Origin of the sequence: Micromonospora aurantiaca ATCC 27029 (assembly GCF_000145235.1) — a bacterium.
Classification (GTDB): Bacteria; Actinomycetota; Actinomycetes; order Mycobacteriales; family Micromonosporaceae; genus Micromonospora; species Micromonospora aurantiaca.
Window position 1 is genome coordinate 313,669 of sequence record NC_014391.1, and the last position, 24,109, is coordinate 337,777.

The 24,109-nt window shown below is 72.6% G+C and carries 19 protein-coding genes; 15 read left to right on the forward strand and 4 right to left on the reverse strand.

Annotated features, from left to right (window positions below):
- Positions 1-4: 4 nt before the first annotated feature.
- Positions 5-361 (reverse strand): STAS domain-containing protein, encoded by a 357-nt coding sequence (locus tag MICAU_RS01590; protein ID WP_013283521.1) that lies wholly within the window; start codon positions 359-361, stop codon positions 5-7.
- Between the two features lie 159 nt (positions 362-520).
- Here MICAU_RS01590 and MICAU_RS01595 point away from each other — a divergent pair, with 159 nt between their 5' ends.
- From MICAU_RS01595 to MICAU_RS01640, 10 genes are all read left to right on the forward strand, one after another.
- Positions 521-1,381: an STAS domain-containing protein gene (locus tag MICAU_RS01595; protein WP_013283522.1), complete on the forward strand. Its 861-nt coding sequence runs from the start codon at positions 521-523 to the stop codon at positions 1,379-1,381.
- Positions 1,381-1,791, forward strand: coding sequence for an STAS domain-containing protein (locus MICAU_RS01600; protein WP_013283523.1), 411 nt, complete (start codon positions 1,381-1,383; stop codon positions 1,789-1,791). Before MICAU_RS01595 ends, MICAU_RS01600 begins: the two co-directional genes overlap by 1 nt.
- Positions 1,788-2,207 carry an ATP-binding protein gene (locus tag MICAU_RS01605; RefSeq protein WP_013283524.1) on the forward strand — a complete coding sequence of 140 codons (420 nt, stop codon included), beginning with the start codon at positions 1,788-1,790 and terminating at the stop codon, positions 2,205-2,207. Before MICAU_RS01600 ends, MICAU_RS01605 begins: the two co-directional genes overlap by 4 nt.
- The gene (locus MICAU_RS01610) at positions 2,204-3,217 is read left to right on the forward strand and encodes a SpoIIE family protein phosphatase (protein WP_013283525.1); all 1,014 of its coding nucleotides are present in this window, start codon (positions 2,204-2,206) and stop codon (positions 3,215-3,217) included. Before MICAU_RS01605 ends, MICAU_RS01610 begins: the two co-directional genes overlap by 4 nt.
- A complete protein-coding gene (locus MICAU_RS01615; RefSeq protein ID WP_013283526.1) occupies positions 3,214-4,560 on the forward strand; it encodes a sensor histidine kinase in 1,347 nt (448 codons plus the stop codon). The genes MICAU_RS01610 and MICAU_RS01615 overlap by 4 nt, the downstream gene beginning before the upstream one ends.
- A 2-nt stretch (positions 4,561-4,562) precedes the next feature.
- On the forward strand, positions 4,563-6,101 hold the full coding sequence (locus MICAU_RS01620; RefSeq protein WP_013283527.1) for a SpoIIE family protein phosphatase: 1,539 nt from the start codon (positions 4,563-4,565) through the stop codon (positions 6,099-6,101).
- A gap of 54 nt (positions 6,102-6,155) precedes the next feature.
- Complete coding sequence (locus tag MICAU_RS01625) at positions 6,156-6,722, forward strand: TIGR03086 family metal-binding protein (protein WP_013283528.1); 567 nt, start codon at positions 6,156-6,158, stop codon at positions 6,720-6,722.
- 73 nt (positions 6,723-6,795) lie between these two features.
- Positions 6,796-7,332 carry a PadR family transcriptional regulator gene (locus MICAU_RS01630; RefSeq protein WP_013283529.1) on the forward strand — a complete coding sequence of 179 codons (537 nt, stop codon included), beginning with the start codon at positions 6,796-6,798 and terminating at the stop codon, positions 7,330-7,332.
- A complete protein-coding gene (locus MICAU_RS01635; protein ID WP_013283530.1) occupies positions 7,329-8,030 on the forward strand; it encodes an ABC transporter ATP-binding protein in 702 nt (233 codons plus the stop codon). The genes MICAU_RS01630 and MICAU_RS01635 overlap by 4 nt, the downstream gene beginning before the upstream one ends.
- Positions 8,027-9,538, forward strand: a complete 1,512-nt coding sequence (locus MICAU_RS01640) for an FtsX-like permease family protein (RefSeq protein ID WP_013283531.1) — start codon at positions 8,027-8,029, stop codon at positions 9,536-9,538. The genes MICAU_RS01635 and MICAU_RS01640 overlap by 4 nt, the downstream gene beginning before the upstream one ends.
- A gap of 84 nt (positions 9,539-9,622) precedes the next feature.
- Here MICAU_RS01640 and MICAU_RS01645 read toward each other — a convergent pair whose 3' ends face one another.
- The gene (locus MICAU_RS01645; protein ID WP_013283532.1) at positions 9,623-11,716 is read right to left on the reverse strand and encodes a S9 family peptidase; all 2,094 of its coding nucleotides are present in this window, start codon (positions 11,714-11,716) and stop codon (positions 9,623-9,625) included.
- 100 nt (positions 11,717-11,816) lie between these two features.
- On the opposite strand from MICAU_RS01645, the gene MICAU_RS01650 reads away from it, so the two are divergent.
- A complete protein-coding gene (locus tag MICAU_RS01650) occupies positions 11,817-13,292 on the forward strand; it encodes an FAD-binding oxidoreductase (protein WP_049794800.1) in 1,476 nt (491 codons plus the stop codon).
- 471 nt (positions 13,293-13,763) lie between these two features.
- On the opposite strand, the gene MICAU_RS01655 is transcribed toward MICAU_RS01650, so the two are convergent.
- Entirely contained in the window at positions 13,764-15,824 is a 2,061-nt protein-coding gene (locus tag MICAU_RS01655) for a SpoIIE family protein phosphatase (RefSeq protein WP_013283534.1), read from the reverse strand.
- A gap of 170 nt (positions 15,825-15,994) precedes the next feature.
- On the opposite strand from MICAU_RS01655, the gene MICAU_RS01660 reads away from it, so the two are divergent.
- Together MICAU_RS01660 and MICAU_RS01665 are read left to right on the forward strand one after the other, a co-directional pair.
- Positions 15,995-20,359, forward strand: a complete 4,365-nt coding sequence (locus MICAU_RS01660; RefSeq protein WP_013283535.1) for a HAMP domain-containing protein — start codon at positions 15,995-15,997, stop codon at positions 20,357-20,359.
- Positions 20,356-20,913 (forward strand): response regulator, encoded by a 558-nt coding sequence (locus tag MICAU_RS01665; protein WP_013283536.1) that lies wholly within the window; start codon positions 20,356-20,358, stop codon positions 20,911-20,913. The genes MICAU_RS01660 and MICAU_RS01665 overlap by 4 nt, the downstream gene beginning before the upstream one ends.
- Before the next feature lie 4 nt (positions 20,914-20,917).
- Here the strand turns inward: MICAU_RS01665 and MICAU_RS01670 are convergent, their stop codons facing one another.
- Positions 20,918-21,442, reverse strand: coding sequence for a GbsR/MarR family transcriptional regulator (locus tag MICAU_RS01670; RefSeq protein WP_225319687.1), 525 nt, complete (start codon positions 21,440-21,442; stop codon positions 20,918-20,920).
- 53 nt (positions 21,443-21,495) lie between these two features.
- On the opposite strand from MICAU_RS01670, the gene MICAU_RS01675 reads away from it, so the two are divergent.
- On the forward strand, positions 21,496-22,434 hold the full coding sequence (locus MICAU_RS01675; RefSeq protein WP_013283538.1) for an ABC transporter ATP-binding protein: 939 nt from the start codon (positions 21,496-21,498) through the stop codon (positions 22,432-22,434).
- Positions 22,431-24,023, forward strand: coding sequence for an ABC transporter permease (locus MICAU_RS01680; RefSeq protein ID WP_013283539.1), 1,593 nt, complete (start codon positions 22,431-22,433; stop codon positions 24,021-24,023). Before MICAU_RS01675 ends, MICAU_RS01680 begins: the two co-directional genes overlap by 4 nt.
- The last annotated feature ends 86 nt before the right edge of the window (positions 24,024-24,109 follow it).

Consider the following 24,109-nt stretch of genomic DNA (forward strand, 5'->3'; position numbering starts at 1 on the left):
TCGGTCAGGAGGAGGCCGGGGTGGGATCGCCCGCGACGGCCTGCTCGACCGTCGGGTACGTGTGCAGCACCTCGACCAGGCCGCTGACCTCGAGGATGCGCAGCACGCCGCGCTGCGGGGCGGCCAGCCGGACCACGCCGCCCGCCTCGTCGCAGTTGTTCTTCGCCCGGACGAACACGGACAGACCGGTGGAGTCGCAGAACGACACCTCGGCCAGGTCGAAGACCAGGCGGTTGCGCCCCTTGTCCAGCAGATCCGTGATCTGGTCCTGCAGTTGCGGTGCCGTGGCCATGTCCAGCTCGCCCGCGACCGACACGACGACCACGTCGCCGTGCTGTTCCGTGTGCACCGTCAAGGACATACGTCGACCTCCTGTGTTCGGGGAAACGGTATCCCACGACGGGCGCGCCGCGCAGAACGGGAGCCGTCACGGGTGCGGCCGATCATTCTTTGCTGCGCGACAAGTACCGCGTCAGCCTCCGGTGATAGAGTCCGCCCGTCCAAATCAGGGAGGTCAACCATGGCGTTGAGCGCCGAACAGGGTGATCGGCTCGCCCACCTGCTCACCGAGCACGCGGAGCGGTTGACCAGTCGCTGGACCGAGATCGTCGCCGGTTCGCTGCGTGGTCGTCTGAGCCGCGCCGAGCTGGCTCGCCAGATGCAGGAGCTGCACCGCGCGCTGGTCGACGTCGGCCGGCACGGCGTCTCCGACCTGGCCGGCGAGCACGGCGGTGAGCTGCGCGCGGTGCTGTCCGAGCTGTCCACGAACCGGGCCCGGCAGGGGTTCTCCGCGACCGAGACCGCGATCAGCGTCTTCGCGTTGAAGGAAGCCCTGCTGGAGCTGATGGAGGAGGAGAAGGGTGACGGCACTCTGCGTGACTTCGTCGCCTACTCCGCGCTCGTCGACCAGATGGGCCTGTTCACCTTCGAGACGTTCGTCCGGGCCCGGGAGAGCCTGATCGCCGACCAGGCGGAGCAGCTACTGGAACTCTCCACCCCGGTGGTCAAGCTCTGGGAGGGCGTGGTCGCCGTCCCGCTGGTCGGGACGCTGGACTCGGCCCGCGCCCAGGTGGTGATGGAGCGGCTGCTCCAGACGCTCGTCGACACCGGCTCGCCGTACGCGATCATCGACATCACCGGCGTACCGGCGGTGGACACGCAGGTCGCGCAGCACATCCTCAAGACCGTGGTGGCCGCCCGGCTGATGGGCGCCGACTGCATCATCTCCGGCATCCGCCCGCAGATCGCCCAGACGATCGTGGCCCTCGGTATCGAGTTCGGTGACATCGCCACCAAGGCGAGCCTCGCCGACGCGCTGCGCCACGTGCTGCGCCTGACCGGGGTCGAGACCACCGCTCGCCGCCCGCGCCGGGAGTCCTGATGGAACGGGTGCCGATCCTCAAGATCGGCGACATCCTGCTGGTCTCCATCCAGGTCGACATGTCCGACCAGACGGCGGTCCAGTTGCAGGAGGACCTGGCCGAGCGGATCGTCGCCACCGGCTGCCACGGCGTGATCATCGACATCACGGCGCTGGACATCGTCGACTCCTTCGTCGGCCGGATGCTGTCCACCATCGCGTCCATCTCGAAAGTGCTGGACGCCGAGACGGTGGTGGTCGGCATGCGCCCGGCCGTCGCCATCACGCTCGTCGAGCTGGGGCTGTCGCTCAACGGCATCCGTACCGCGCTGAACGTCGAGCGCGGCATGGAGCTGATCGCGGCCAGCCGCGCCGACGAGTGGGACGAGGCGGCCGACGACGAGGACACCGAGACGACGGCGACGGCATGACCACGGGCGTCGACCTGGGTGTGCCGGCGACCCAGGCGATCCGCAGCGACGAGGACGTGGTGCGGGTCCGGCAGTTGGCGCGTACCACAGCCGTCGCGGTCCGCCTCTCCCTGGTGGACCAGACGAAGCTCGTCACCGCCGCCAGCGAGCTGGCCCGCAACACGCTGATCTACGGTGGCGGGGGCAGCGCCGAGGTGAGCACCGTGTCCGACGGCCGCCGGCGCGGCGTGCGGATCGTCTTCGCCGACGAGGGCCCGGGCATCCCCGACCTCGACCTGGCGCTCACCGACGGCTACACCACCGGCGGCGGGCTGGGCCTGGGACTGAGCGGCGCCCGCCGGCTCGTCGACGACTTCGACATCCGGACGGCTGTCGGCGAGGGGACGCGGATCACCGTCACCAAGTGGTCGCGATGATCGCCGACGTGGTGCCCGACCACGGCATCTGGTTCCGGGTCGACACCGGCGCGACCGCCGGCAGCGTACGCCGGGCGGCCGAGCGTCTCGGCCGGCAGCTCGAACTGAGCGCGGCGCGCGTCGCGGACCTGGCCATCGTCACCGCCGAGATCACCAGCAACCTGGTCAAGCACGCCCGCGAGGGCACGCTCCTGATGCGTCCGGCACGCCGGGGCGGGCGGGCCGGCGTGGAGCTGGTCGCGATCGACTCCGGCCCCGGCATGGCCGACCTCACGCTCTCCTCCGCCGACGGCCACTCCACCGCCGGCACGCTCGGCATCGGGCTCGGCGCGATCACCCGGCAGTCGAGCCGGTTCGACGGCTACTCGTCGCCGGGGCGGGGCACGGTCCTGGTCGTCCAGGTCTGGGACGCCGCACCGCCGGAGCCGGACTGGGCGGGCGGGCTGGCCCGGCCGATCACCGGCGAGCAGACGAGCGGCGACGGGTACGCGGTGCGTCAGGTCGGCGGCCGGCGGCAGGTGCTGGTCTCCGACGGGCTGGGCCACGGGCCGCTCGCCGCCGCCGCCACAGGTGCCGCCGTGTCCGCGTTCCGTTCGGCGCCGGACGGGCCGCCGGACGTCGTGGTGCGGCACCTGCACGCCGCCATCTCGCACACCCGGGGCGCCGCGCTCGCGGTGGCCGAACCGGATCCGGCCGCCGGAGTGCTCCGCTACGCCGGGCTGGGCAACATCGCCGCGATGATCGTCGCGCCGGGCGAGCGGCGGCGCGGGCTGGTCTCGCTGCCGGGCATCGCCGGGCACCAGCGTCCGGCGATCCGCGGGTACGACTACCCCTTCTCGCGCGACGCCACCCTGGTCATGCACAGTGACGGAGTGGTGGACCGCTGGGATCTGGACGACTATCCCGGGCTCGCCGGCCGCAACCCGCTGCTGGCCGCCGCGACCCTGCTGCGCGACGCCGGTGTCCGCCGTGACGACGCCTGCGTCCTGGTGGCCCGGGGGGCGGCATGACCGAGCCCCTCCTGCACCTCGCGCTCCGGGTGGAGCAGGACATCTTCCTGGTCCGGCAGCGTGGCCGGGAGGTGGCCGCGGCGGTCGGGCTGGAACATCAGGACCAGGTACGGATCGCCACCGCGCTCAGCGAGGTGGCCCGGGAACTGTTGCACGGGGCCGACGGCGCGGACGTGACGTTCGCCCTCGACCGGGACGCGGTCGGCCGCCGGGTCCTCCAGGTGGACCTGTCGCCGCTGCGTCCGCTCCCCGGTGGACGGTACGAGCCGCAGTCCGGCGCCGTCGCGCGTCTGGTGGACACGTTGCGGGTGGTGGCCGTCGAGGGCGATACCGTCGTGAGGATGTCCCGACGAGTGCCCGACCACGCCGAGGAGCTGACGGCCGAGCGCGCCGCCGAGCTCCGCGCCGAGCTGGCCGAGCGCGCGCCGGGTTCCGCGCTGGACGAGTTGGCCGCCCAGAACGCGCAGCTCATCGCCGCCCTCGACGAGGTACGCAGCCAGCGCGACGAGCTGGCGGTGCTGAACTCCGAACTCCAGGAGACCAACCACGGCGTGATGGCGCTCTACAACCAGCTCACCGAGGAGCTGGAGGAGACCAACCGCGGTGTGGTGGCGCTCTACGCCGAACTGGACGAGAAGTCCGCCCAGCTGCGGGCCGCGAGCGAGTCGAAGAGCCGGTTCCTGGCGAACGTCAGCCACGAGCTGCGCGCCCCGGTCACCGCGATCATCGGCCTGGCCCGGCTGCTCGCCGACTCCGCCTCCGACCCGCTCACCGGCGAGCAGGCCCGTCAGGTGGGGCTGATCCGCTCCTCGGCGGGCGACCTGCTGGGGCTGGTCAACGAGCTGCTCGACCTGGCCAAGGCGGAGTCGGGCCGGATCGAGCCGGACTGGTCCGACGTCGATCTGCGCGCCGTGTTCGGGCAGTTGCGCGGCACGCTGCGGGCGCTCGCCGCGCGCCCCGAGGTGGAGCTGGTGGTCGAGGAACCGCCGGCCCCGGCCACTGTGCGCTCGGACGAGGTGCTGCTCGCCCAGGTGCTGCGCAACCTGCTGCACAACGGACTGAAGTTCACCGAACGCGGCGAGGTGCGCCTGCGCGCCGAGCGCCGCGGCGGCCAGTGGACGCTGTCGGTCACCGACACCGGCGTGGGCATCCCGCCGGAGCTGCACGAACGGGTCTTCGAGGAGTTCTACCAGGTGCCCGGCACGACGCGGGTCGGTGGCACCGGGCTCGGCCTGCCGTACGCGCGCCGGCTGATCACGCTGCTCGGCGGGACGCTGGAGCTGACCAGCGAACCCGGCCGGGGCAGCACGTTCACAGTGGTCCTCCCCGCGGGCGGAGCGTGACGGTGGACGGCGGGCCGGTGACCGTGCTTGTGGTCGACGACAGCGGCCCCAAGCGATACCTGCTGGTCAACTGGCTGACCCGGGCCGGCTTCGTCACCGTCGAGGCCGAGAACGGCACGGCGGCGCTGGAGCGGGTGGACCGGGAACACATCGACCTCGTGGTGCTCGACGTCCGTCTGCCGGACATGAGCGGCTTCGAGGTGTGCGAGCGGATCAAGGAGGCGCACCCGTCGATCCCGGTCATCCACGTCTCCGCGCACGCGGTCGACGTGGTCGACCGGGCGCAGGGTCTCACCCGGGGCGCGGACGCCTACCTGGCCGAGCCGATCGAGCCGGAGGAACTGGTCGCCACCGCCCACGCGGTGCTGCGCTACTACCAGGCCCGGCGGCGGGCCGAGCAGCTCGCCGAACGGCTCGCCGCGCTCGCCGACGCCACTGTGGAGATGCACGCGACGCCGAACTTCGTCCGGCTGCTGGAGGCCGCCGCGAGCGGCGCGGCGCGGATCTTCAATGCCCCGGCGGCGGTGGTCGCCGAGACGTTCGACGGGGACTGCCTGGCGGGCGTGGCGGCCGACCCGCACACACCGGCCACCATCGTGCCGTGGGTGGTGGACGACACCGGAGTGCCGATCGGCACCCGGGTACGCGTCGACGAGCCGGCCAACTGGGCGCCGGCCGGCTGGCCGGACGGCGACACCGTGACCGTCGCCGCCTCCCGGCTGCGCGAGGACCGGGCCCCGCTCTACGTGGTGGTGCCGACCGCCACCCAGACCGTACGCACGCCGGTGCTGGTGCAGCTCGCCCAGGCGGTCGCCTCGGCGGTCGAGGCGCAGCGGTCCTTCGACGAGGAGCACCGGATCGCTGTGACGTTGCAGCGCAGCCTGCTGCCGCAGCGGCTGCCCGACGTCGTCGGCCTGGACCTGGCCGTCCGGTACGAGCCGGCGAGCGCGCAGACCGAGGTGGGTGGCGACTTCTACGAGCTGGTGATGCTCGACGGCCACCTGTTGGTGGCGATCGGTGACGTGGCCGGGCACTCGCTGCACGCCGCCACGGTGATGGCCGAGCTGCGGCACGCGGTACGAGCGTACGCGGTCGAGGGGCACCAGCCGGGCGTGATCCTGGACCGGGTCAACGAGCTGATGCGCAACCTGCTGCCGACCGAGCTGGCCACCATCTGCGTGCTGCTGCTCCACCCGCCGACCGGGCTGGTCCGGCTGGCCAGCGCCGGGCACCTGCCGGCGTTGCTCAGCCGGGACGGGAGGGTCGAGTTCGTGACGCAGTCCGCGCCCCTGCTCGGCGTACGCGCGCCGCGCCCGCCGGACCTGGAGTTCGTGCTGCCCGCCGGGGCCACGCTCGTGCTCTACACCGACGGGCTGATCGAACGGCGGGACGCCACGATCGACGACGGCATGGCGGCGCTCGGCGTGGCCGCCACCCGGGTGGACGACGACCTGGACGATTTCTGCCGGCGGCTGCTCGTCGAGCTGGCGCCGCCGGAGATCCACGACGACGTCGCTGTGGTAGCGGTCCGTCGCCGCTGATCCCCTGGTCCTGAGAAGTGGGGCCGATCGACGCCGTCCTCATACGCTGGCCCGATGAATACCAAGACCAGTGAACTGCTCGCCGTCGCGGCGCCGCGTACGGCCGCTGTGGTGCGCGGCATCTCCGACGACCAACTCGTCCTGCCCACCCCCTGCCCGGACTACACAGTGCGCGACCTGCTGGGCCACCTGTTCGACGTGGTGGTCAACTTCCAGGCGCTGGCCCGCCAGGAGGAGGTCGACTGGTCCGGCAAGACCGACCACCTGACCGACGGCTGGCGGGACCGGTTCGCGACCGAGGCGGCCCGGCTGACCGAGGCGTGGTCCGACCCGGCCACACAGGAGGGGGTCTCCCCCGGCATGGGACTGCCGCAGGAGACGGTCGGCATGATGGCCCTGATCGACCTCACCGTCCACGGATGGGACCTGGCGCGGGCCACCGGCCAGGAGCTGACCGTGGACCCGGCAGTGGTGGCCGCGGGGCACGAGTTCATGGACCGGATGGGCGACACGGGGCAGAAGATGGGCGCGTTCGGCCCGCCGGTGCCCACCGGCGCGGCACCGGACAGCATGGACGCGCTGCTCGGCCGGGCCGGGCGCGACCCGGCCTGGACCCGCTGAACTCCGACGGCCCGCGTGGTGCGCCGCGCGGGCCGTTCTTGACACCACTATTCGCTCAGCGAATAGTAGGGGCGTGTCCACGTCGCACGTCCTGCTCGGGCTGCTCGCCGCCGGCCCGCGCCACGGCTACGAGCTGAAGCGCGCGCACGACGAGCGGCTGCCCCGCGCCCGGCCGCTCGCCTTCGGGCAGGTCTACGCGACACTGGCCCGCCTGTGCCGCGACGGCCTCGTGGCCACGGCCGGGCAGACCCGCGAGGGCGGACCGGACCGCACCTCGTACGCGCTCACCGAGGACGGGCGGGCGGCGCTGGACCACTGGCTCGGCACCGTCGAGCCGCCGATGCCGTACGTGGCCAGCACGCTCTTCGCCAAGGTGGTGGTCGCGCTCCTGGTGGCCGACGTCGACCAGGCCCGCGTCTACCTGATCGCGCAGCGGCAGGCGCACACGCAACGCCTGCGCGAACTGACCGCGCTGAAGACGGCCCCCGGCGCCCGCCTCGACGAGGTGGTCGCCGCCGACTTCGCCATCGCCCACCTCGACGCCGATCTCCGGTGGCTGCACACCACCCTCGACCGGGTCGCCGACTGGCACCGGGAGGTGCGCACGTGACGTTCCTGCAAGCGCGCGGAGTGGTCCGCGCCTACGGTCACAACCCCGCGCTGCGCGGTGTGACGCTCGACGTGGCCGAAGGCGAGATCGTCGCGGTCACCGGCCCGAGCGGCTGCGGCAAGTCCACGCTGCTGCACTGTCTCGCCGGCATCCTGCGCCCCGACGCCGGTCAGGTCACCTGGCGCGGAGAACGGATCGACACGTGGTCGGAGGCGGCCCGCTCGCGGCTGCGCCGTACCGAATTCGGGGTGCTGTTCCAGTTCGGCCAGCTCGTCGCCGAGCTGACCGCCGCGGAGAACGTCGCGCTCCCGCTGTTGCTCGCCGGCACGGGGCGGCGAGCGGCGCGGACGGCGGCGCTCTCCTGGCTGGACCGGCTCGGCGTGGCCGACGTCGCCGACGCCCGGCCCGGTGAGATGTCCGGCGGGCAGCAGCAACGCTGCGCGCTGTCCCGGGCGCTCGTCACCGAACCACGGGTGATCTTCGCCGACGAGCCGACCGGCGCGCTCGACACGCTGGCCGGCGAGCAGGTGCTCACTCAACTGGTCCGGCTGGCCCGCGAGCAGCGCACCACAGTCGTGCTGGTGACGCACGAGCCGCGCATCGCCGCGTACGCGGACCGGGAGGTCAGCCTGCGCGACGGCATGGTCGACCACACCGGGCTCGGGCTCGACCCGGCGCTGCCGGGCGGGTCGCGGTGAGGCCGGGGACGCTGCTGCGTCTCGTGCTGGCGGGCACCCGTACCGACATCGCACGGGTGGTGCTCACGGCGGTGAGCGCCGCGCTCGCGACGCTGGCCGGGCTGGCCGCGCTGACCGTGCTGTCGGTGGTGAAGCCGTCCGGCGACGAAGGGCTCAACTCCGACCAGTACACCAACGCCCTGCTGCGGGAACCCGGTCTGCGCCCCGGCGTGGCGTTCGCGTTGCTGCTGCTCTGCGTACCGGTCCTGGGGCTGGCCGGGCAGTGCGCCCGCCTCGGCGCGCCGGGCCGGGACCGGCGGCTGGCCGCGTTCCGGCTGGCCGGTGCCACCCCCGGGCAGGTCACCCGGGTCGCGGTCGCCGAGACCGGCGTGGCGAGCCTGCTCGGCACCCTCGTCGGCCTGGCCGTCTTCCTGGCCGGGCGCCGGCTGCTGCACCGGCCCGACGCGGACGGGCGGCTGCCGCTGCCCACCGACGTGCACCCGGCCCCGGTGGCGGTGGCGGCCGTCGTGCTCGGCCTGCCGCTGGCCGCCGCGCTGGTGAGCGCGTTGCTGCTGCGGCGGGTCGCCACCACCCCGTTCGGCGTCGTGCGCAAGGTCCGCACCCGGGCGCCCTGGCCGTGGCCGGGCGTGCTCATCCTCGCCGCGCTGGCGATGTTCGCCGCGATCCGCCCGCTCCTGCTCTGGTACGAACGGCGTGGCGCCGTGGCCCCCGACTGGCCGGTGCCGACATTGCTCGTCGTCGGCGGGCTGACCGCGATGATCGGCGTGGTGTCGGGCACCGGCTGGATCTCGTACCGGACCGGCCGGCTGCTGCACCGGCACGGACGCGGCCCGGCCGCCCTGCTCGCCGCCCGCCGGCTGGCCGCCGACCCGTGGGCGGGCAGCCGCACCTTCGCCGCGTTGCTGGCCGCGCTGATCTTCGGCGCCGGTGCCGCAGGGCTGCGTGCCGACTTCCAGGCCGAGGCCGAGGTGACCCGCCGCACCGGCTCCGGATTGGCCGACCCGGGCTTCTACCTCGGCGCGATGGACCTGGTCGACCTCGCGGTCCTGGTGGCGATGGCGATCGCCGGCGGTGGGCTGCTCGTGGCGGTGGTCGAGGGGATCACCAGCCGGCGACGGGCGTACGCGGCGCAGGTGGCGACCGGCGTGCCACGGGCCACCATCGGCCGGTCGCTGCTCTGGGCCGCGCTCGCCCCCGCCGTACCCGCGATCGGGCTCGCGTTGACGGTCGGCTACCTGCTGGTCCGGGGCGTCATGCCGGCACCGAGCAACGGCGGCTTCACGCGGACGATCTGCGACGCCGGCTCGGAACTGTGCGGCGATCCGGCCACCGCGGCGCGGTACACCCGTACCGAATGGGTGCCGAAGACGACAGTTCCGCCGGACGTACCGTGGGATCAGCTGGCCTGGCTCGCGGCGGGTGGGCTGGCGGCGGTGCTGTGCACGGTCGTGGCCGGCCTGCTGTTCCTGCGCACCGCGACGTCGGTGGAGGAACTGCGCGCGGGCTGAGCGGTCAGCGGCCGAGCAGGCCCCCGTGTAAGGAAGGGCCCCTTATTAACAGACGTCTGTTAATAAGGGGCCCTTCCTTACACCTCAGGCGCGGCCGACGCGGTCGAGGATCCAGGCGTTGACGAACGCCTCCTCGCGCCAGGAGTCGTACCGGCCGCTCGGGCCGCCGTGGCCCGCGCCCATCTCGGTCTTGAGCAGGTAGTCGCCGGCCGGCGCGAGCGACCGCAGCCGGGCGATCCACTTGGCCGGCTCGTGATAGAGCACGCGCGTGTCGTTGAGGCTGGTCACCGCCAAGATCGCCGGGTATTCGACGGTGGCCACGTTCTCGTACGGCGTGTACGACTTCATGTACGCGTAGACCTCGGGGTCGTCGAGCGGGTTGCCCCACTCCTCCCACTCGGTGACAGTCAACGGCAGCGACGGGTCGAGGATCGAGGTGAGCGCGTCCACGAACGGCACCTGCGCGACGATGCCGGTGAACGCGTCCGGGGCGAGGTTCGCCACCGCGCCCATCAGCAGGCCGCCGGCCGAGGCGCCCCGGGCGACCAGCCGGTCGCTCGCCGTCCAGCCCGCCTTCACGAGGTGCCGGGCACAGGCCACGAAGTCGGTGAACGTGTTCTTCTTGGCCAGCAGCTTGCCCTCGTCGTACCAGCGCCGGCCCAGCTCACCGCCGCCCCGGATGTGCGCCACCGCGAAGATCACGCCGCGATCGAGCAGGCTCAGCCGGGCGATCGAGAACCACGGGTCCATGCTCGCCTCGTACGACCCGTAGCCGTAGATGACGGCGGGCGCCGAGCCGTCGCGCGGGGTGTCGCGGCGGCAGACGAGCGAGATCGGTACGCGGGTGCCGTCGTCAGCGAGCGCCCAGTCCCGGTGCTGCTCGTAGTCGGCCGGGTCGTACGCCCGCCCGTCCGGCCCGGGGCGGACCGGCTTCTGCCGGCGCAGCGTCAGCTCCCGGGTGACCAGGTCGTAGTCGTAGACCGAGTCGGGGGTGACGAGCGAGGTGTAGCGCAGCCGCACCTCGTTCGTGCGGTACTCGGGGCTGGCGTCCAGCCCGACGCTGTAGATCGGCTCGGGGAAGTCGATGTCCCAGCTGTCGTCGGTGCCCACCGGCAGCACCCGCAGGCCGGTCAGGCCGTTGGTGCGCAGCGACACCACGAGGTGGTTCTCGAACGCGTCGACCGCCTCCAGCCGGGTGCCAGGGGTGTGCGGGATCAGCGGCTCCCACTCGCCCGGCGAGTCCGCCGAGGTGTACGCCAGCGCGAAGTCCTCCGCGCCGTCGTTGTGCAGGATCAGGAAGCGGTGGCCGTGGTGCTCCACCGCGTACTCGATACCCTGACGCCGCGGGGCCACGACGGCGGGCTCGCCGGTCGGGTTGGACGCCGGGATCACCCACACCTCGCTGGTGATCTTGCTGTGGATGTCGATGACCACGAAACGCTCGGAGCGGGTCAGCTCGACGCCGACCCAGAACCGCTCGTCGTCCTCCTGGTAGACCACCACGTCCTCGGTGGACGCCGTGCCGACGGTGTGCCGCCAGACCCGGTTCGGCCGCCACGCCTCGTCCACAGTCACGTAGAACAGCGTGGACGCGTCGCTGGACCAGGCCGTGCCGTAGAACGTGTCCGGTACCTCGTCCGGCAGCGACTCGCCGGTGGTCAGATCCTTGATCCGCAGCGTGAAGCGCTCGTCGCCGGAGAAGTCGGTGGAGTAGGCCAGCCAGCGCCCGTCCGGGCTGACGTCGAACGCGCCGAGCGAGAAGAAGTCGTGCCCCTCGGCGAGCTGGTTGCCGTCGAGCAGCACCTCCTCGCCGTCGAGCGGGGCGCCGTCCGCGCTGACCGGGGGTGCCGTCTCGCCCGGCCGGACCGCGCGTCGGCAGTGCACACCGTACTGCTGGCCCTCCACCGTGCGGGTGTAGTACCAGTAGCCGTCCTTGCGGGTCGGCACCGACAGGTCGGTCTCCTGGGTGCGCCGGCGCGTCTCCTCGAACAGCTCCGCGCGCAGGCCGGCCAGGTGGGCGGTGCGCGCCTCGGTGTACGCGTTCTCGGCGTCCAGATACGCGATCGTGTCCGGGTCGTCCTTGGCGGCGAGCCAGGCGTACTCGTCGAGGACTGTGTCACCGTGATGAAGGCGCTCGGTCGGGACGCGCTTGGCGACGGGCGGTGGGGTTTCGGTCACGGCGCCACGTTACCGGTCGGCGGGCCGCCGCCGGGCTCGCCCGCCGACCGAATCCGGCGACTCGCCGCCAGGTCTTTCGAACATGTGTACGATAACCGCCATGGCGGATGCGGCACGTTCCACCGAACTCGAAGCCCTCGACATCACCCGGAAGCTGGCCGCGATCTGCGGCACCCCGTTCGCCCGCTTCGCCGGCCCGGCCGACGAGGTGGCCGGCCGTACCGCCCGATGGGTGGCCGTGCCGGGCGGCCCGCACGCCGCGGCGGAGGTGTTGCGGCTGGCCGCGGCGCACGACCTGACAGTGGTGCCGCGCGGCGCCGGCACGAAGATCGACTGGGGGGCCGCGCCGGCGCAGGTGGACATCATGCTCGACACCGGCCGCCTCGCCGGGGTCTGGCACGAGCCGCGCGACGCGGCGGTGGCCGAGATCGGCGCCGGTACGCCGCTGCGCGCCGTCCAGGCCACACTCGCGCGCACCAACCGGCGGCTGCCGGTCGACGCGCCCTCGCCGGGCGCGACGCTCGGCGGGGTGCTCGCCGCCGACGAGTCCGGTCCGCTGCGTCACCGGCACGGCAGCCCGTGCGCCCAGCTCGTCGGGGTGCGCTACCTCGACGCCGACGGCGAGTTGGTGAGCGTCGGCGAGTCCGGCACGGAGGCGCTCGGCCGGGCCACCCCTGGCAGCGGCGGTGGCCGGGCGAGTGGACGCGGTCCGGCGGGCGACGGTGGTGGCGGCGATCCGGGTCGCGGCGGCGGGGACGCGATACTCGGCCGGGGAGAGGTGCCCGGGCTGGACGTGGCCCGGCTGCTCTGCGGCTCGCAGGGCGGGCTCGGCGTGCTGGTCTCGGCCACCATGCGGGTGCACGCCGTGCCGGCCGGCCGGCTCTGGGTGTCCCGTCCGGTCTGGACACCGCTGGAGGTGCACGACCTGGTCCGTGCCGTACTGGCCGCGGGCGTCGATCCGGCCGCCGTCGAACTGGACCTGCCGGTGCCGGTGCCGCTGCCCCGGCGTCGCATTCCGCCGTCGCACCCGTCGGTGGTCAACCGCCCCGACCATCCCGCCGTGACCGGACGACCCGCGGCGGGCAGCCTCGTGGTGCTGCTGGAGGGCGGCCCGGCCGACGTGACCGAGCGGGCCGAGCGGCTCACCGCCGTCCTCGGCGCCGAGGCGATCGTCAGCCACCACGCACCGGAATGGTGGGGGCGTTACCCGTTCGCGCCCGGCGACACGGCGCTGCGCATCGAGGTGCCCATCAACGACCTGCACGCAGCCGTCTACGCGTTGCGCGACGCCACCGGCGGCCCGGTGCCGGTACGCGGCTCGGCCGGCTCGGGCACCGTCCACGCCGCCCTGTCCGGCGCGCTGCCGCCCGAGCGGGTCGCCTCGATCCTCACCGCGGTTCGCAGCGTGCTGATCGCCCGACGGGGTCGGTGCGTGGTGGTGGCCGCGCCCGCGGCGGTACGCCGTGCCGTGGACCTCTGGGGCGAGCTGCCCACGTTGCCGAGACTGCGCAGCGCCAAGGCCCACCTGGATCCGCACCACCGCCTGGCCCCCGGCCGCCTCCCCGGCGGCCTCTGACCCACCTGCCCCGCCTGGCCCGGCCCTGTCCCCGCCGGCCCTCGCCCGGCCCGCCCTCACTCGGTGATCAAGGAGTTTGTGTCAGATTTCGCGCCCTCCTGAGCCACAAACTCCTTGATCACCGCCGACGGGGCGGGCGGAAGCGCCACGAGGGGGAGCTGAAGGCGAGACGGGGAGGGCTGGAGGGCTGCGCCGGGGAGCGAGCGCCACGACGGGCGGGCTCAACAGCCGCGACGGGGCGGGCTCAACAGCCGCGACGGGGCGGGCTCAACGGTCACGACGGCGAGCTGAGCGCCACGAACGACGGCTGAGGCGTCCGCGTGGAGGAGGGAGCGCTCGTTGACCATGAAGTTGGCGGGGAGGAATCGGGCGAAATGAGCGGCTAAGTTCATGATCGTCGACGCCGACGCCGACGCCGACGCCGAACCCGGAGCGGACGCGGGGCGGGGCGGGGCGGGCGGGGCGAGCGGGCTAGGGGGTGTCGTTCCGGAGGACCAGGATGGCTATGTCGTCGCGTGGGGGCTCCACCGAGAAGGCGATGGTGGCGGCGCGCAGCCGGGCGGCCACCACGTCGGCCGAGTACCCGGCCAGCGGCGCCGCCGACTCGCGCAGCCGGTCGGTGCCGAACAGCTCCCGTCCGCGCCGCCGCTCGGTGACCCCGTCGGTGTAGAAGATCAGCGCGTCGCCGGGCTTGAGTGTCAGCTCGGCGGTCGGCGTGGTGATCGTGTCGAGCAGGCCCAGCGCCGTACCGCCGGCGCCGACGAACGTCGCCCCTCCACCGCCGTGCAGCAGCACCGGGCGGTCGTGGCCGGCCAGGTGCAGCGATACGTCGAGCTGGTCGCCGTCGCCGGGTGCGACAGCCGCCAGCGCCAGCGTGCAGTAACGTCCGCCGCCGCGTTCCACGAGCGTCTCGTTGAGCCGGCCGAGCACCTCGGGCAGCGGTTTGCCGTCGCCGACGAGCACCCGGATCACGTCGCGGACCAGGCCGGTCACGGCGGCGGCCTGCACGCCCTTGCCTGACACGTCGCCGACCACCACGAGCCAGCGGCCGTCCGGCAGCGGGAGCACGTCGTAGAAGTCGCCGCCGACCTCCGCGTCGTCGCCGGTCGGGACGTACTCGGCGGCGAAGCCGATGCCCTCGACCACCGGGAGCACCGGCGGCAGCAGCGACTGCTGGAGCGTCTGGGCGACCCGGCGGCGCTCGGCGTGGATGCGGGCGTTCTCGATGGCGAGGGCGGCGCGGCGGGCCACGTCCTCCAGCACCGAGACCTCGTCCGGGTCGTGCCGGTGCCGCTGGTGCCGGCCCACGGCGAGGGTGCCGAGCCGCTGGCCGCGGGCGATGAGCGGTACGGCGAAGCCCTCCATCGGCCCGCCGAGCGGCATCTGGGCGGCGTTGCGGGACGCCTCGCGCAGCCGGGACTGGATCGAGTCCTGGCCGGTCTCCTGGAGGATCCGGTGCAGCTGCGGCAGCATCGCCTCGTCGGCGTGGCTCGACGCGGCGAGCCGCAGGCGGCCCCACTCGTCGGTGGTGTGCACGGCGCACCACTGGCCGAGCCGGGGCACCACGAGCTGCGGGATGAGCGCCATGGTCAGCTCGACGTCGAGCGACTGGGCGAGCAGTTCACTGGCCTCGGCCAGGAACGTCAGCCAGGTGGAGCGGCGTACGTCGGCGCGGCGCAGCCGGTCGTTCTCCAGGTGCAGCGACAGCCGTTCGGCGGCCAGTACGGCGAGCGGCCGGGCGTACGCCGAGGGCGCCGCGTCCAGCTCCAGCTCACCGGAGTACGGCCGGTGCACGGCGAGCGGGACGCGCAGCAGCTCGTTGCCCTCGCGCGCCGGCCGGCCGTACCGGGCGAAGACCTGGGTGCCGAGTCCGTCGCCCCGGTCCAGCCGGACCGTGCCACCGGCGGCGCCCACCATCTCGGCGACCCGGGTCAGCAGTCCGGTGGCGAACTCGGGCAGCGGCTCGTCGGCGTACGAGTCGGGGGTGAGCTGCATCAACTCACTCATCGCCGCGGCGCTCGGCGTACCGTCGCCGTTTCCTTCCGGTTCGGCGACGCGCAGTGGGCCGGCCGACGGCCGGGCGGAACCGCCGGGGCCGGGCCGGTCCAGGCGGAACCAGACGCCCTTGCCGGTGGGCAGGTACGTGGTGCCCCACCGGCTGGAGAAGTGGTCGACGAGCAGCAGGCCGCGCCCTCGGGCGGCGACCTCGGTGATGTCGGACGTGGTGTTGCGCACGCCCACGATCAGCTCGTCGACCGGGCCGGAGGCGAAGTCGGTGACTGTCACGGTGAGGCCGTTGCGGTCGGTGTCGACCTCGATGTCCAGTTCGGTACGCGCGTGTTCGACGGCGTTGGTGGTCAGCTCGGTGGTGAGCAGCAGCGCCTCGTTCAGCAGTTCGGGCAGCCGCGCTTCGAGCAGCATGGTGCGGACCAGCGCGCGGGCCGCCGCCGGGGTGCGGCGGTCGGCGGGGAGGCGGACCCGGCGGACGCGCTCGTCCGCGCCGCCGCTAGCAGGCCCTGCCTCCGCTGACACCTTCGTATCCTCCACCGCGCCCACCCCGGGTGCCAAGCATCAGGCCGAACCCGCCACCCGGGTCGATACCGCACGTGACGCGCGATCACACGCGGTGACCTCGACGGATCGCGCGGCACAATGATGGGATGGCCCGTGTGACGGCACGAGCCCGAGCGGAGCGAGGATCGATGGCCACGGTGAATCAGTCGGTGACCGCTGACCCGTCCGCGTCCGACCACGAGGTGCTCCTCGGCGAACTGGTCGAGGCGTTGCGCAGGGTGGGACGCGGCGATCTCCGGGTGCGCCTGCCCCGGCGGGCGGGGCTGCCCGGTGAGGTCGCCGACGCCTTCAACGACGTGGTGTCGTTGCAGGAGCGGCAGCATCTGGACCTGCGGCGGATCAGCCGGATCGTCGGCCGCGACGGCCGGCTGACCGAGCGCCTGGACGACGAGGGCCTGGACGGCTCCTGGGCGGAGGGGCAGCGCGCGGTCAACTCGCTCATCGACGACCTGGGCCGGCCGACCACCGAGATCGCCCGGGTCATCGTGGCGGTGGCCGACGGCGACCTGTCCCAGCACATGGCACTGGAGATCGACGGTCGCCCGCTGCGCGGTGAGTACCTGCGCATCGGCCGGACCGTGAACACGATGGTGGACCAGCTCTCGTCGTTCGCCGACGAGGTGACGCGCGTGGCGCGTGAGGTGGGCACCGAGGGCAAGCTGGGCGGCCAGGCCGACGTGCGCGGGGTGGCGGGCACCTGGAAGGACCTCACCGACTCGGTGAACACCATGGCGTCGAACCTCACCGGGCAGGTGCGGTCGATCTCCCAGGTGGCGACGGCTGTGGCGAAGGGCGACCTGTCGCAGAAGATCACGGTCGGGGCGCGCGGCGAGGTGGCCGAGCTGGCCGACACCATGAACTCGCTCACCGACACGCTGCGGCTGTTCGCCGAGCAGGTGACCCGGGTGGCGCGCGAGGTGGGCACCGAGGGCAAGCTGGGCGGCCAGGCCGAGGTGCCGGGCGTGGCCGGCACGTGGAAGGACCTGACCGACAACGTCAACTCGATGGCGTCGAACCTGACCGCGCAGGTGCGCAACATCGCCCAGGTGTCCACGGCGGTGGCGAAGGGTGACCTGTCGCAGAAGATCACGGTGGCCGCGCAGGGCGAGATCCTGGAGCTGAAGGACACCGTGAACACGATGGTGGACCAGCTCTCGTCGTTCGCCGACGAGGTGACGCGCGTGGCCCGTGAGGTGGGCATCGAGGGCAAGCTGGGCGGCCAGGCGCAGGTGCGCGGCGTCTCCGGCACGTGGCGCGACCTCACCGAGAACGTCAACCAGCTCGCCGGCAACCTGACCAGCCAGGTCCGCAACATCTCCCAGGTCTCCACCGCGGTGGCCAAGGGCGACCTGGGTCAGAAGATCACAGTGGACGCGCAGGGCGAGATCCTGGAGCTGAAGAACACCGTCAACACGATGGTGGATCAGCTCTCCTCGTTCGCCGACGAGGTGACCCGGGTGGCCCGTGAGGTGGGTACCGAGGGCAAGCTGGGTGGTCAGGCCCAGGTCAAGGGCGTCTCGGGTACGTGGCGGGACCTGACCGACAACGTGAACTCGATGGCGTCGAACCTGACCAGCCAGGTGCGGAACATCGCCTCGGTCACCACCGCCGTGGCGAAGGGTGACCTGTCGCAGAAGATCACTGTGGACGCCCGGGGCGAGATCCTGGAGCTGAAGTCGACTGTCAACACGATGGTGGATCAGCTCTCGTCGTTCGCCGACGAGGTCACGCGGGTGGCGCGCGAGGTGGGTACCGAGGGCAAGCTCGGCGGCCAGGCCCAGGTACGCGGCGTCGCCGGCACCTGGCGCGACCTGACCGACAACGTGAACTCGATGGCGTCGAACCTGACCGCGCAGGTGCGCAACATCGCCCAGGTGTCGACAGCCGTCGCCAAGGGTGACCTGTCGCAGAAGATCACAGTGGACGCGCAGGGCGAGATCCTGGAGCTGAAGTCCACTGTCAACACGATGGTGGACCAGCTCTCGTCGTTCGCCGACGAGGTCACGCGGGTGGCGCGCGAGGTGGGTACCGAGGGCAAGCTGGGTGGTCAGGCCCAGGTCAAGGGCGTCTCGGGTACGTGGCGGGACCTGACCGACAACGTGAACTCGATGGCGTCGAACCTGACCAGCCAGGTCCGGAACATCGCCTCGGTCACCACCGCCGTGGCGAACGGCGACCTGGGTCAGAAGATCACAGTGGACGCGCAGGGCGAGATCCTGGAGCTGAAGAACACCGTCAACACGATGGTGGACCAGCTCTCGTCGTTCGCCGACGAGGTCACGCGGGTGGCCCGTGAGGTGGGTACCGAGGGCAAGCTGGGTGGTCAGGCCCAGGTCAAGGGCGTCTCCGGTACGTGGCGCGACCTCACCGAGAACGTCAACCAGCTCGCCTCGACCCTGACCACGCAGTTGCGCGCGATCGCGCAGGTCTCCACGTCGGTGACCCGTGGTGACCTGACCCAGCGGATCAACGTGAAGGCGCAGGGCGAGGTCGCCGAGCTGAAGGACAACATCAACCAGATGATCGTCACCCTCCGGGAGACGACCAAGAAGAACGCCGAGCAGGGCTGGCTGGACTCGAACCTGGCCCGGATCGGTGGTCTGCTCCAGGGCCAGCGCGACCTGGGCGAGGTCTGCCGGATGATCATGCAGGAGGTGACCCCGCTGGTGGACGCGCAGCTCGGCGCGTTCTTCCTGGCGGACAGCTCCGAGGGCAGCATGCGGCTGCGGCTCACCGCCTCCTACGGGTACGTGGCACGCGGCCACGACGTCACGTTCGGCCCGGGTGAGGGGCTGGTCGGGCAGGCCGCCCTGTCGCGCCGGACGATCCGGGTCAAGGCGCAGCCGGACGGGCGCCTCGTCGTACGGTCCGGGCTGGCCGACACGCCCCCGGCCGACCTGGTGGTGCTGCCGGTCCAGTTCGAGGGCGAACTGCTCGGCGTGATCGAGTTCGCCGGTGTGGCCACGTTCTCCGAGCTGCACCTGGCGTTCCTGGAGCGGCTGGTGCTCACCATCGGCGTCGCTGTCAACACCATCCAGGCCAACCGGCGTACGGAGGAACTGCTGGCGCAGTCGCAGCGGCTGGCGCACGAGATGCAGGACCAGTCGGCCGAGTTGCAGCGCACCAACGCCGAGCTGGAGGACAAGGCGAAGCTGCTGTCCGAGCAGAAGGCCAACATCGAGACGCAGAACCGGGAGATCGAGCTGGCCCGGCTCGGCCTGGAGGAGAAGGCACAGCAGCTCACCCGCGCGTCGGCGTACAAGTCGGAGTTCCTGGCCAACATGAGCCACGAGCTGCGTACGCCGCTGAACTCGCTGCTCCTGCTGGCCCGGCTGCTGGCCGAGAACCCGGAGCGCAACCTCAGCGCGAAGCAGATCGAGTTCGCCCGGACCATCCACGGCGCCGGGTCGGACCTGCTGTCGCTGATCGACGACATCCTCGACCTGTCCAAGATCGAGGCGGGCCGGATGGACGTGGAGCCCACCGAGATCCAGTTCGCCGAGATCCGCGGCTACGTCGAGCAGGCGTTCGCGCCGCAGGCCGAGGAGAAGGGCCTGGACTTCCAGGTGCGGGTCAGCCGTGACCTGCCGCCCGCGCTGGTCACCGACGCCCAGCGGTTGCAGCAGATCCTGCGCAACCTGCTGTCGAACGCGGTGAAGTTCACCGACAACGGCGCGGTGACGCTGCGGATCGGCCTGGCGGCCGACAACGCCGTCTTCGACGTGCCCGCGCTGACGAACGCGCAGCGGGTGATCGCGTTTACCGTGATCGACACCGGCATCGGGATCTCCGACGACAAGCTGTCGCTGATCTTCGAGGCGTTCCAGCAGGCGGACGGCACCACCAGCCGGCGCTACGGCGGCACCGGCCTCGGGCTGTCCATCAGCCGTGACCTGGCCCGCCTGCTCGGCGGCACGATCACCGTCTCGTCCGCGCCCGGTCAGGGTTCGACGTTCACTCTCTTCGTACCCGATGTGCTGGCGCCGGACGCGGTGGTGGCGCCGGCGCCACCGTCGCCGAGCCGCGCGGGCCTGCCGTCGTCGCTGCTCATGCCCATGGAGCTGCCGCAGCCGCAGGAGACGCCCGCCACCCGGCGCCTGGACGGCGTGACCGTGCTGATCATCGACGACGACGTGCGGAACGTGTTCGCGCTGACGTCCGCGTTGGAACTGCACGGGATGACCGTGTTGTACTCGGACAACGGGGCGGACGGCGTCCGCCAGCTCGCCGAGCACCCGGAGGTGGACATCGTCCTGATGGACGCCATGATGCCGGACCAGGACGGGTACGAGACGACAGCGCAGATCCGCCGCAACCACCGGTTCGCGGACCTGCCGATCGTCTTCCTGACCGCGAAGGCGATGCCCGGCGACCGGGAGTCGGCGCTCGGCGCCGGCGGCAGCGACTACATCACCAAGCCGGTGGACCTGGACGAGCTGATCGAACTGATGGCGTCCTGGATCAGCCGGAGCCGAGGCGAGGAGAACGCGTGACGCAGACGGCCAAGGCCCTGCTGGTGGACGACCGGCGGGAGAACCTGATGGCGCTGGAGGCGATCCTCCAGGGTCTCCCGGTGCAGTCGGTCGCGGTGGAGAGCGGCGAGGCGGCGCTCAAGCAGCTTCTGGTGGACGACTTCGCGGTGATTCTGCTGGACGCCCAGATGCCGGACATGGACGGGTTCGAGACCGCCACCCACATCAAGCGGCGCGAGCGCACCAGGCACGTACCGATCATCTTCCTGACCGCCGCGGACAAGGACGCCCAGCTCGCGCTGCGCGGCTACGCGGCCGGCGCGGTCGACTACCTGACCAAGCCGTTCGACCCGTGGGTGCTGCGGGCCAAGGTGACGGTCTTCGTCGACCTGTGGGTGAAGACGCGGCAGCTCGCCGCCCAGTCGGATCTGGTGCGGGAACGGGATCTGCAGTGGCGGCACCTGACCGACGCGGTCGACGAGGCGACGGCGCTGCTGCGCGCCGACGACGACCCGTCCACCCGGGAACGCGCGGTGGAGCTGCTGGAGCAGGCGCGCTGGGGCAACACCCGCTGACGGTTCAGCCGCCGGCCGGGCCGCCGTGCCCGGTCGCGGCCCGCCGGGCCCGCCAGCGGTCGCCGAGCGATTCCAGTTCCTCCTGTACGAAGAGGAAGAAGTCGCGCATCTCGGCGACCCGCTCACCGGCCGGTGTGCTCCGGCCGTGCAGCGCGTCGACGCCGCCGGCGGCGATGTCGATGAAGTTCTTGTAGAGCGTGGTCTTGGTGATGGTCGCCTCGTACCACGGGTTGTCGGGCATCCGGTAGCGGTCGCGCCGGGAGCCCTTGACCGGCTCGCGGACCAGCATGGCGAACTGGGTCAGGTAGCGCACCGCGCCGCTCACCGCCGCCGCGCTGACGCCGAGCCGCTCGGCGATCTCGCCGGCCGTGAGCGGGTCGTCGGCGCTCATCACTGTGAACAGGACCCGGGCGGCCATCCGGGGGAAGCCCACGTCGGCGAAGGCCATCGCCATCCGCTCGACGAAGAGGTGGACCTCTTCCTCGTCGTGCTGGGGCGGCACGTTCATGGTCGGCTCCTCGACACTCACCCCGTGACCCTACAGTCTTCACAACTTTGTGAAACGAGCGTAGCTTCTGAAGTATGGAAACGGCAATCGATGTGTCCGGCCTGGTGAAGACCTTCGGCCGCACCCGGGCCCTCGACGGGCTCGACCTGACCGTTCGCACCGGAGAGGTGCACGGCTTCCTGGGCCCGAACGGCTCCGGCAAGTCGACCACCATCCGGGTGCTGCTCGGCCTGCTGCGGGCGGACGCGGGGGCCGTCCGACTGCTGGGCGGCGACCCGTGGCGGGACGCGGTGGCGCTGCACCGGCGCCTCGCGTACGTACCCGGCGACGTCACGCTCTGGCCCGGCCTCAGCGGCGGCGAGGTGATCGACCTGCTCGGCCGGCTGCGCGGCGGGCTCGACCCGGAACGCCGCGCCGAGCTGCTGGAGTCGTTCGAGCTGGACCCGCGCAAGAAGGGCCGCACCTACTCCAAGGGCAACCGGCAGAAGGTCGGTCTGGTCGCCGCGCTCGCCTCCGACGTCGAACTGCTCATCCTCGACGAGCCGACCTCCGGGCTCGACCCGCTGATGGAGGAGGTCTTCCAGCACTGGGTCCGCCGCGCCCGGCAGGACGGGCGCACCGTGTTGTTGTCCAGCCACATCCTGGCCGAGGTGGAGGCGCTCTGCGACCGGGTGACGATCATCCGGGCCGGCCGGACCGTCGAGTCAGGCACGCTCGGGGACCTGCGCCACCTGCACCGCACCGCGATCGACGCCGAGGTCACCGCGCCGCTGGACGGCCTGGCCGACCTGCCGGGCGTGCACGACCTGCGGGTGGACGGGCAGCGGGTCCGCTTCGACGTCGACACCGCGTCGCTCGACGCCGCGCTGCGCCGGCTCACCGAGCTGGGGGTACGCAGCCTGGTCAGCACGCCGCCCACGCTTGAGGAACTGTTCCTGCGGCACTACGAGACGACGCCTGCCGTCGACGTGGCGCCCTCGGCGGCGGTTCGCGAGACGGCGGACCGGTCATGAGCGCGCTCACCGGCACGCGTCACCTGGTCCGGCTGATCCTGCGCCGGGACCGCCTCCTGCTGCCGCTGTGGGTGCTCGTGCTCGCGGTGCTGCCGATCACGTACGCGGCCAGCTTCTTCGAGCTGTTCCCCACCGCCGCCGAGCGGGCCGCGTACCTGGAGGGCACCGCCCGCAACCCGTCGATCGTCGCGCTGCTCGGCCCGGCGTACGGCGACAGCGTCGGCGCGCTCACCGCCCAGCGCAGCGGCTTCCTGCTGCTCATCGTCGCGCTGGCGAGCCTGCTCACCGTCATCCGGCACACCCGCACCGAGGAGGAAGCCGGGCGACGGGAACTGCTCGGCGGCAGCGTGCTCGGGCGGCACGCCGGGCTGACCGCCGCGCTGCTCGTCACGTACGGCGCCGACCTGGTGCTCGGGCTGCTCACCGCCGCCGGGCTCGTCTCGACCGGGCTGCCGGTCGGCGGCTCGGTCGCATACGGACTGGTCACCGTGCTGACCGGCACCGTCTTCGCCACGCTCGGCGGGCTGGCCGCCCAGCTCACCGAGACCGCGGGCGGGGCGCGGGGCATCGGCCTCGCCGGTCTCGGCGCCGCGTTCGGGCTGCGCCTGGCCGGGGACACCGCCGGCAACGACTGGCCGAGCTGGCTGTCCCCGCTGGGCTGGGCCGCCCGCGTCCGCCCGTACGAGGGGGAGCGGTGGTGGGTGCTGCTGCTGCCACTGGCCGCCACTGTACTGCTCGCCGCGTTCGCGTACCCGATCTCGGTCCGCCGCGACCTGGGCGCGGGCGTGCTGCCGCCCCGGCTCGGCCCGGCCGGCGCGGGCGGCGCGCTGTCCGGTCCGTCCGGGCTGGCCTGGCGGCTGCACCGAGGGCAGATCCTCTGGTGGTCGGTCGGGTTCGGCCTGCTCGGGCTGATCCTCGGTGGCGCGGCCGAGGCGGCCGGCCGGTCGGTCGAGGGAAGTCCGCGGATGGAGGAGATCGTGGCCCGGCTCGGCGGGGCGTCCGGGATGGCCGACGCGTACCTGGGGGTCACGCTGAGCCTGGCCGGGCTCGCAGCCGCCGGGTACGGCATCCAGGCCGCGCTGCGGATGCGCGCCGAGGAGGCCGCCGGGCACGCCGAGCCGGTGCTCGCCACCGGGACGCGGCGCTCGACCTGGCTGCTCTCGCACGTGGCGTTCGCGCTGCTCGGCCCGGTCGTGGTGCTCGGAGTGACCGGGCTGGCCACCGGCCTGACGTACGGGCTGAGCACCGGTGACGTGCCCCGCCAGCTGGGCCGGATGCTCGCCGCGGGCCTGGCCCAGGTGCCCGCGGCGTGGGTGCTGGCCGGGCTCGCCGTGCTGCTCTACGGCCTGCTGCCCCGGCTCGCGTCCGCCGCGTGGGTGGTGCTGGCGGTCTGCGTGCTGCTCGGGCAGCTCGGCGCCGTGCTGGAGCTGGACCAGTGGCTGCTGGACGTGTCCCCGTTCACGCACACCCCGCAGGTGCTGCGCGACGCGTGGACCCCCACCCCGCTCTACGTGCTGACGGCGTTGGCGGTGACCCTGGCCACAGCAGGCCTGCTGACGTTCCGCCGCCGCGACATCCCCGTCCTCTGACCCGCGTTGATCTTGCACTTGTGGCCCCGGCAAAGCGGGCGAATCACCCGCACGGAGGGCCGCAAGTGCAAGATCGCGGGGGAGGG

What these genes read in the sequence shown, in the direction of transcription:
- MICAU_RS01590 (WP_013283521.1), bottom strand. Translation starts at nt 361, where the DNA reads ATGTCCTTGACGGTGCACACGGAACAGCACGGCGACGTGGTCGTCGTG.
- MICAU_RS01595 (WP_013283522.1), top strand. Translation starts at nt 521, where the DNA reads ATGGCGTTGAGCGCCGAACAGGGTGATCGGCTCGCCCACCTGCTCACC.
- MICAU_RS01600 (WP_013283523.1), top strand. Translation starts at nt 1,381, where the DNA reads ATGGAACGGGTGCCGATCCTCAAGATCGGCGACATCCTGCTGGTCTCC.
- MICAU_RS01605 (WP_013283524.1), top strand. Translation starts at nt 1,788, where the DNA reads ATGACCACGGGCGTCGACCTGGGTGTGCCGGCGACCCAGGCGATCCGC.
- MICAU_RS01610 (WP_013283525.1), top strand. Translation starts at nt 2,204, where the DNA reads ATGATCGCCGACGTGGTGCCCGACCACGGCATCTGGTTCCGGGTCGAC.
- MICAU_RS01615 (WP_013283526.1), top strand. Translation starts at nt 3,214, where the DNA reads ATGACCGAGCCCCTCCTGCACCTCGCGCTCCGGGTGGAGCAGGACATC.
- MICAU_RS01625 (WP_013283528.1), top strand. Translation starts at nt 6,156, where the DNA reads ATGAATACCAAGACCAGTGAACTGCTCGCCGTCGCGGCGCCGCGTACG.
- MICAU_RS01650 (WP_049794800.1), top strand. Translation starts at nt 11,817, where the DNA reads ATGGCGGATGCGGCACGTTCCACCGAACTCGAAGCCCTCGACATCACC.
- MICAU_RS01660 (WP_013283535.1), top strand. Translation starts at nt 15,995, where the DNA reads ATGGCCACGGTGAATCAGTCGGTGACCGCTGACCCGTCCGCGTCCGAC.
- MICAU_RS01675 (WP_013283538.1), top strand. Translation starts at nt 21,496, where the DNA reads ATGGAAACGGCAATCGATGTGTCCGGCCTGGTGAAGACCTTCGGCCGC.
- MICAU_RS01680 (WP_013283539.1), top strand. Translation starts at nt 22,431, where the DNA reads ATGAGCGCGCTCACCGGCACGCGTCACCTGGTCCGGCTGATCCTGCGC.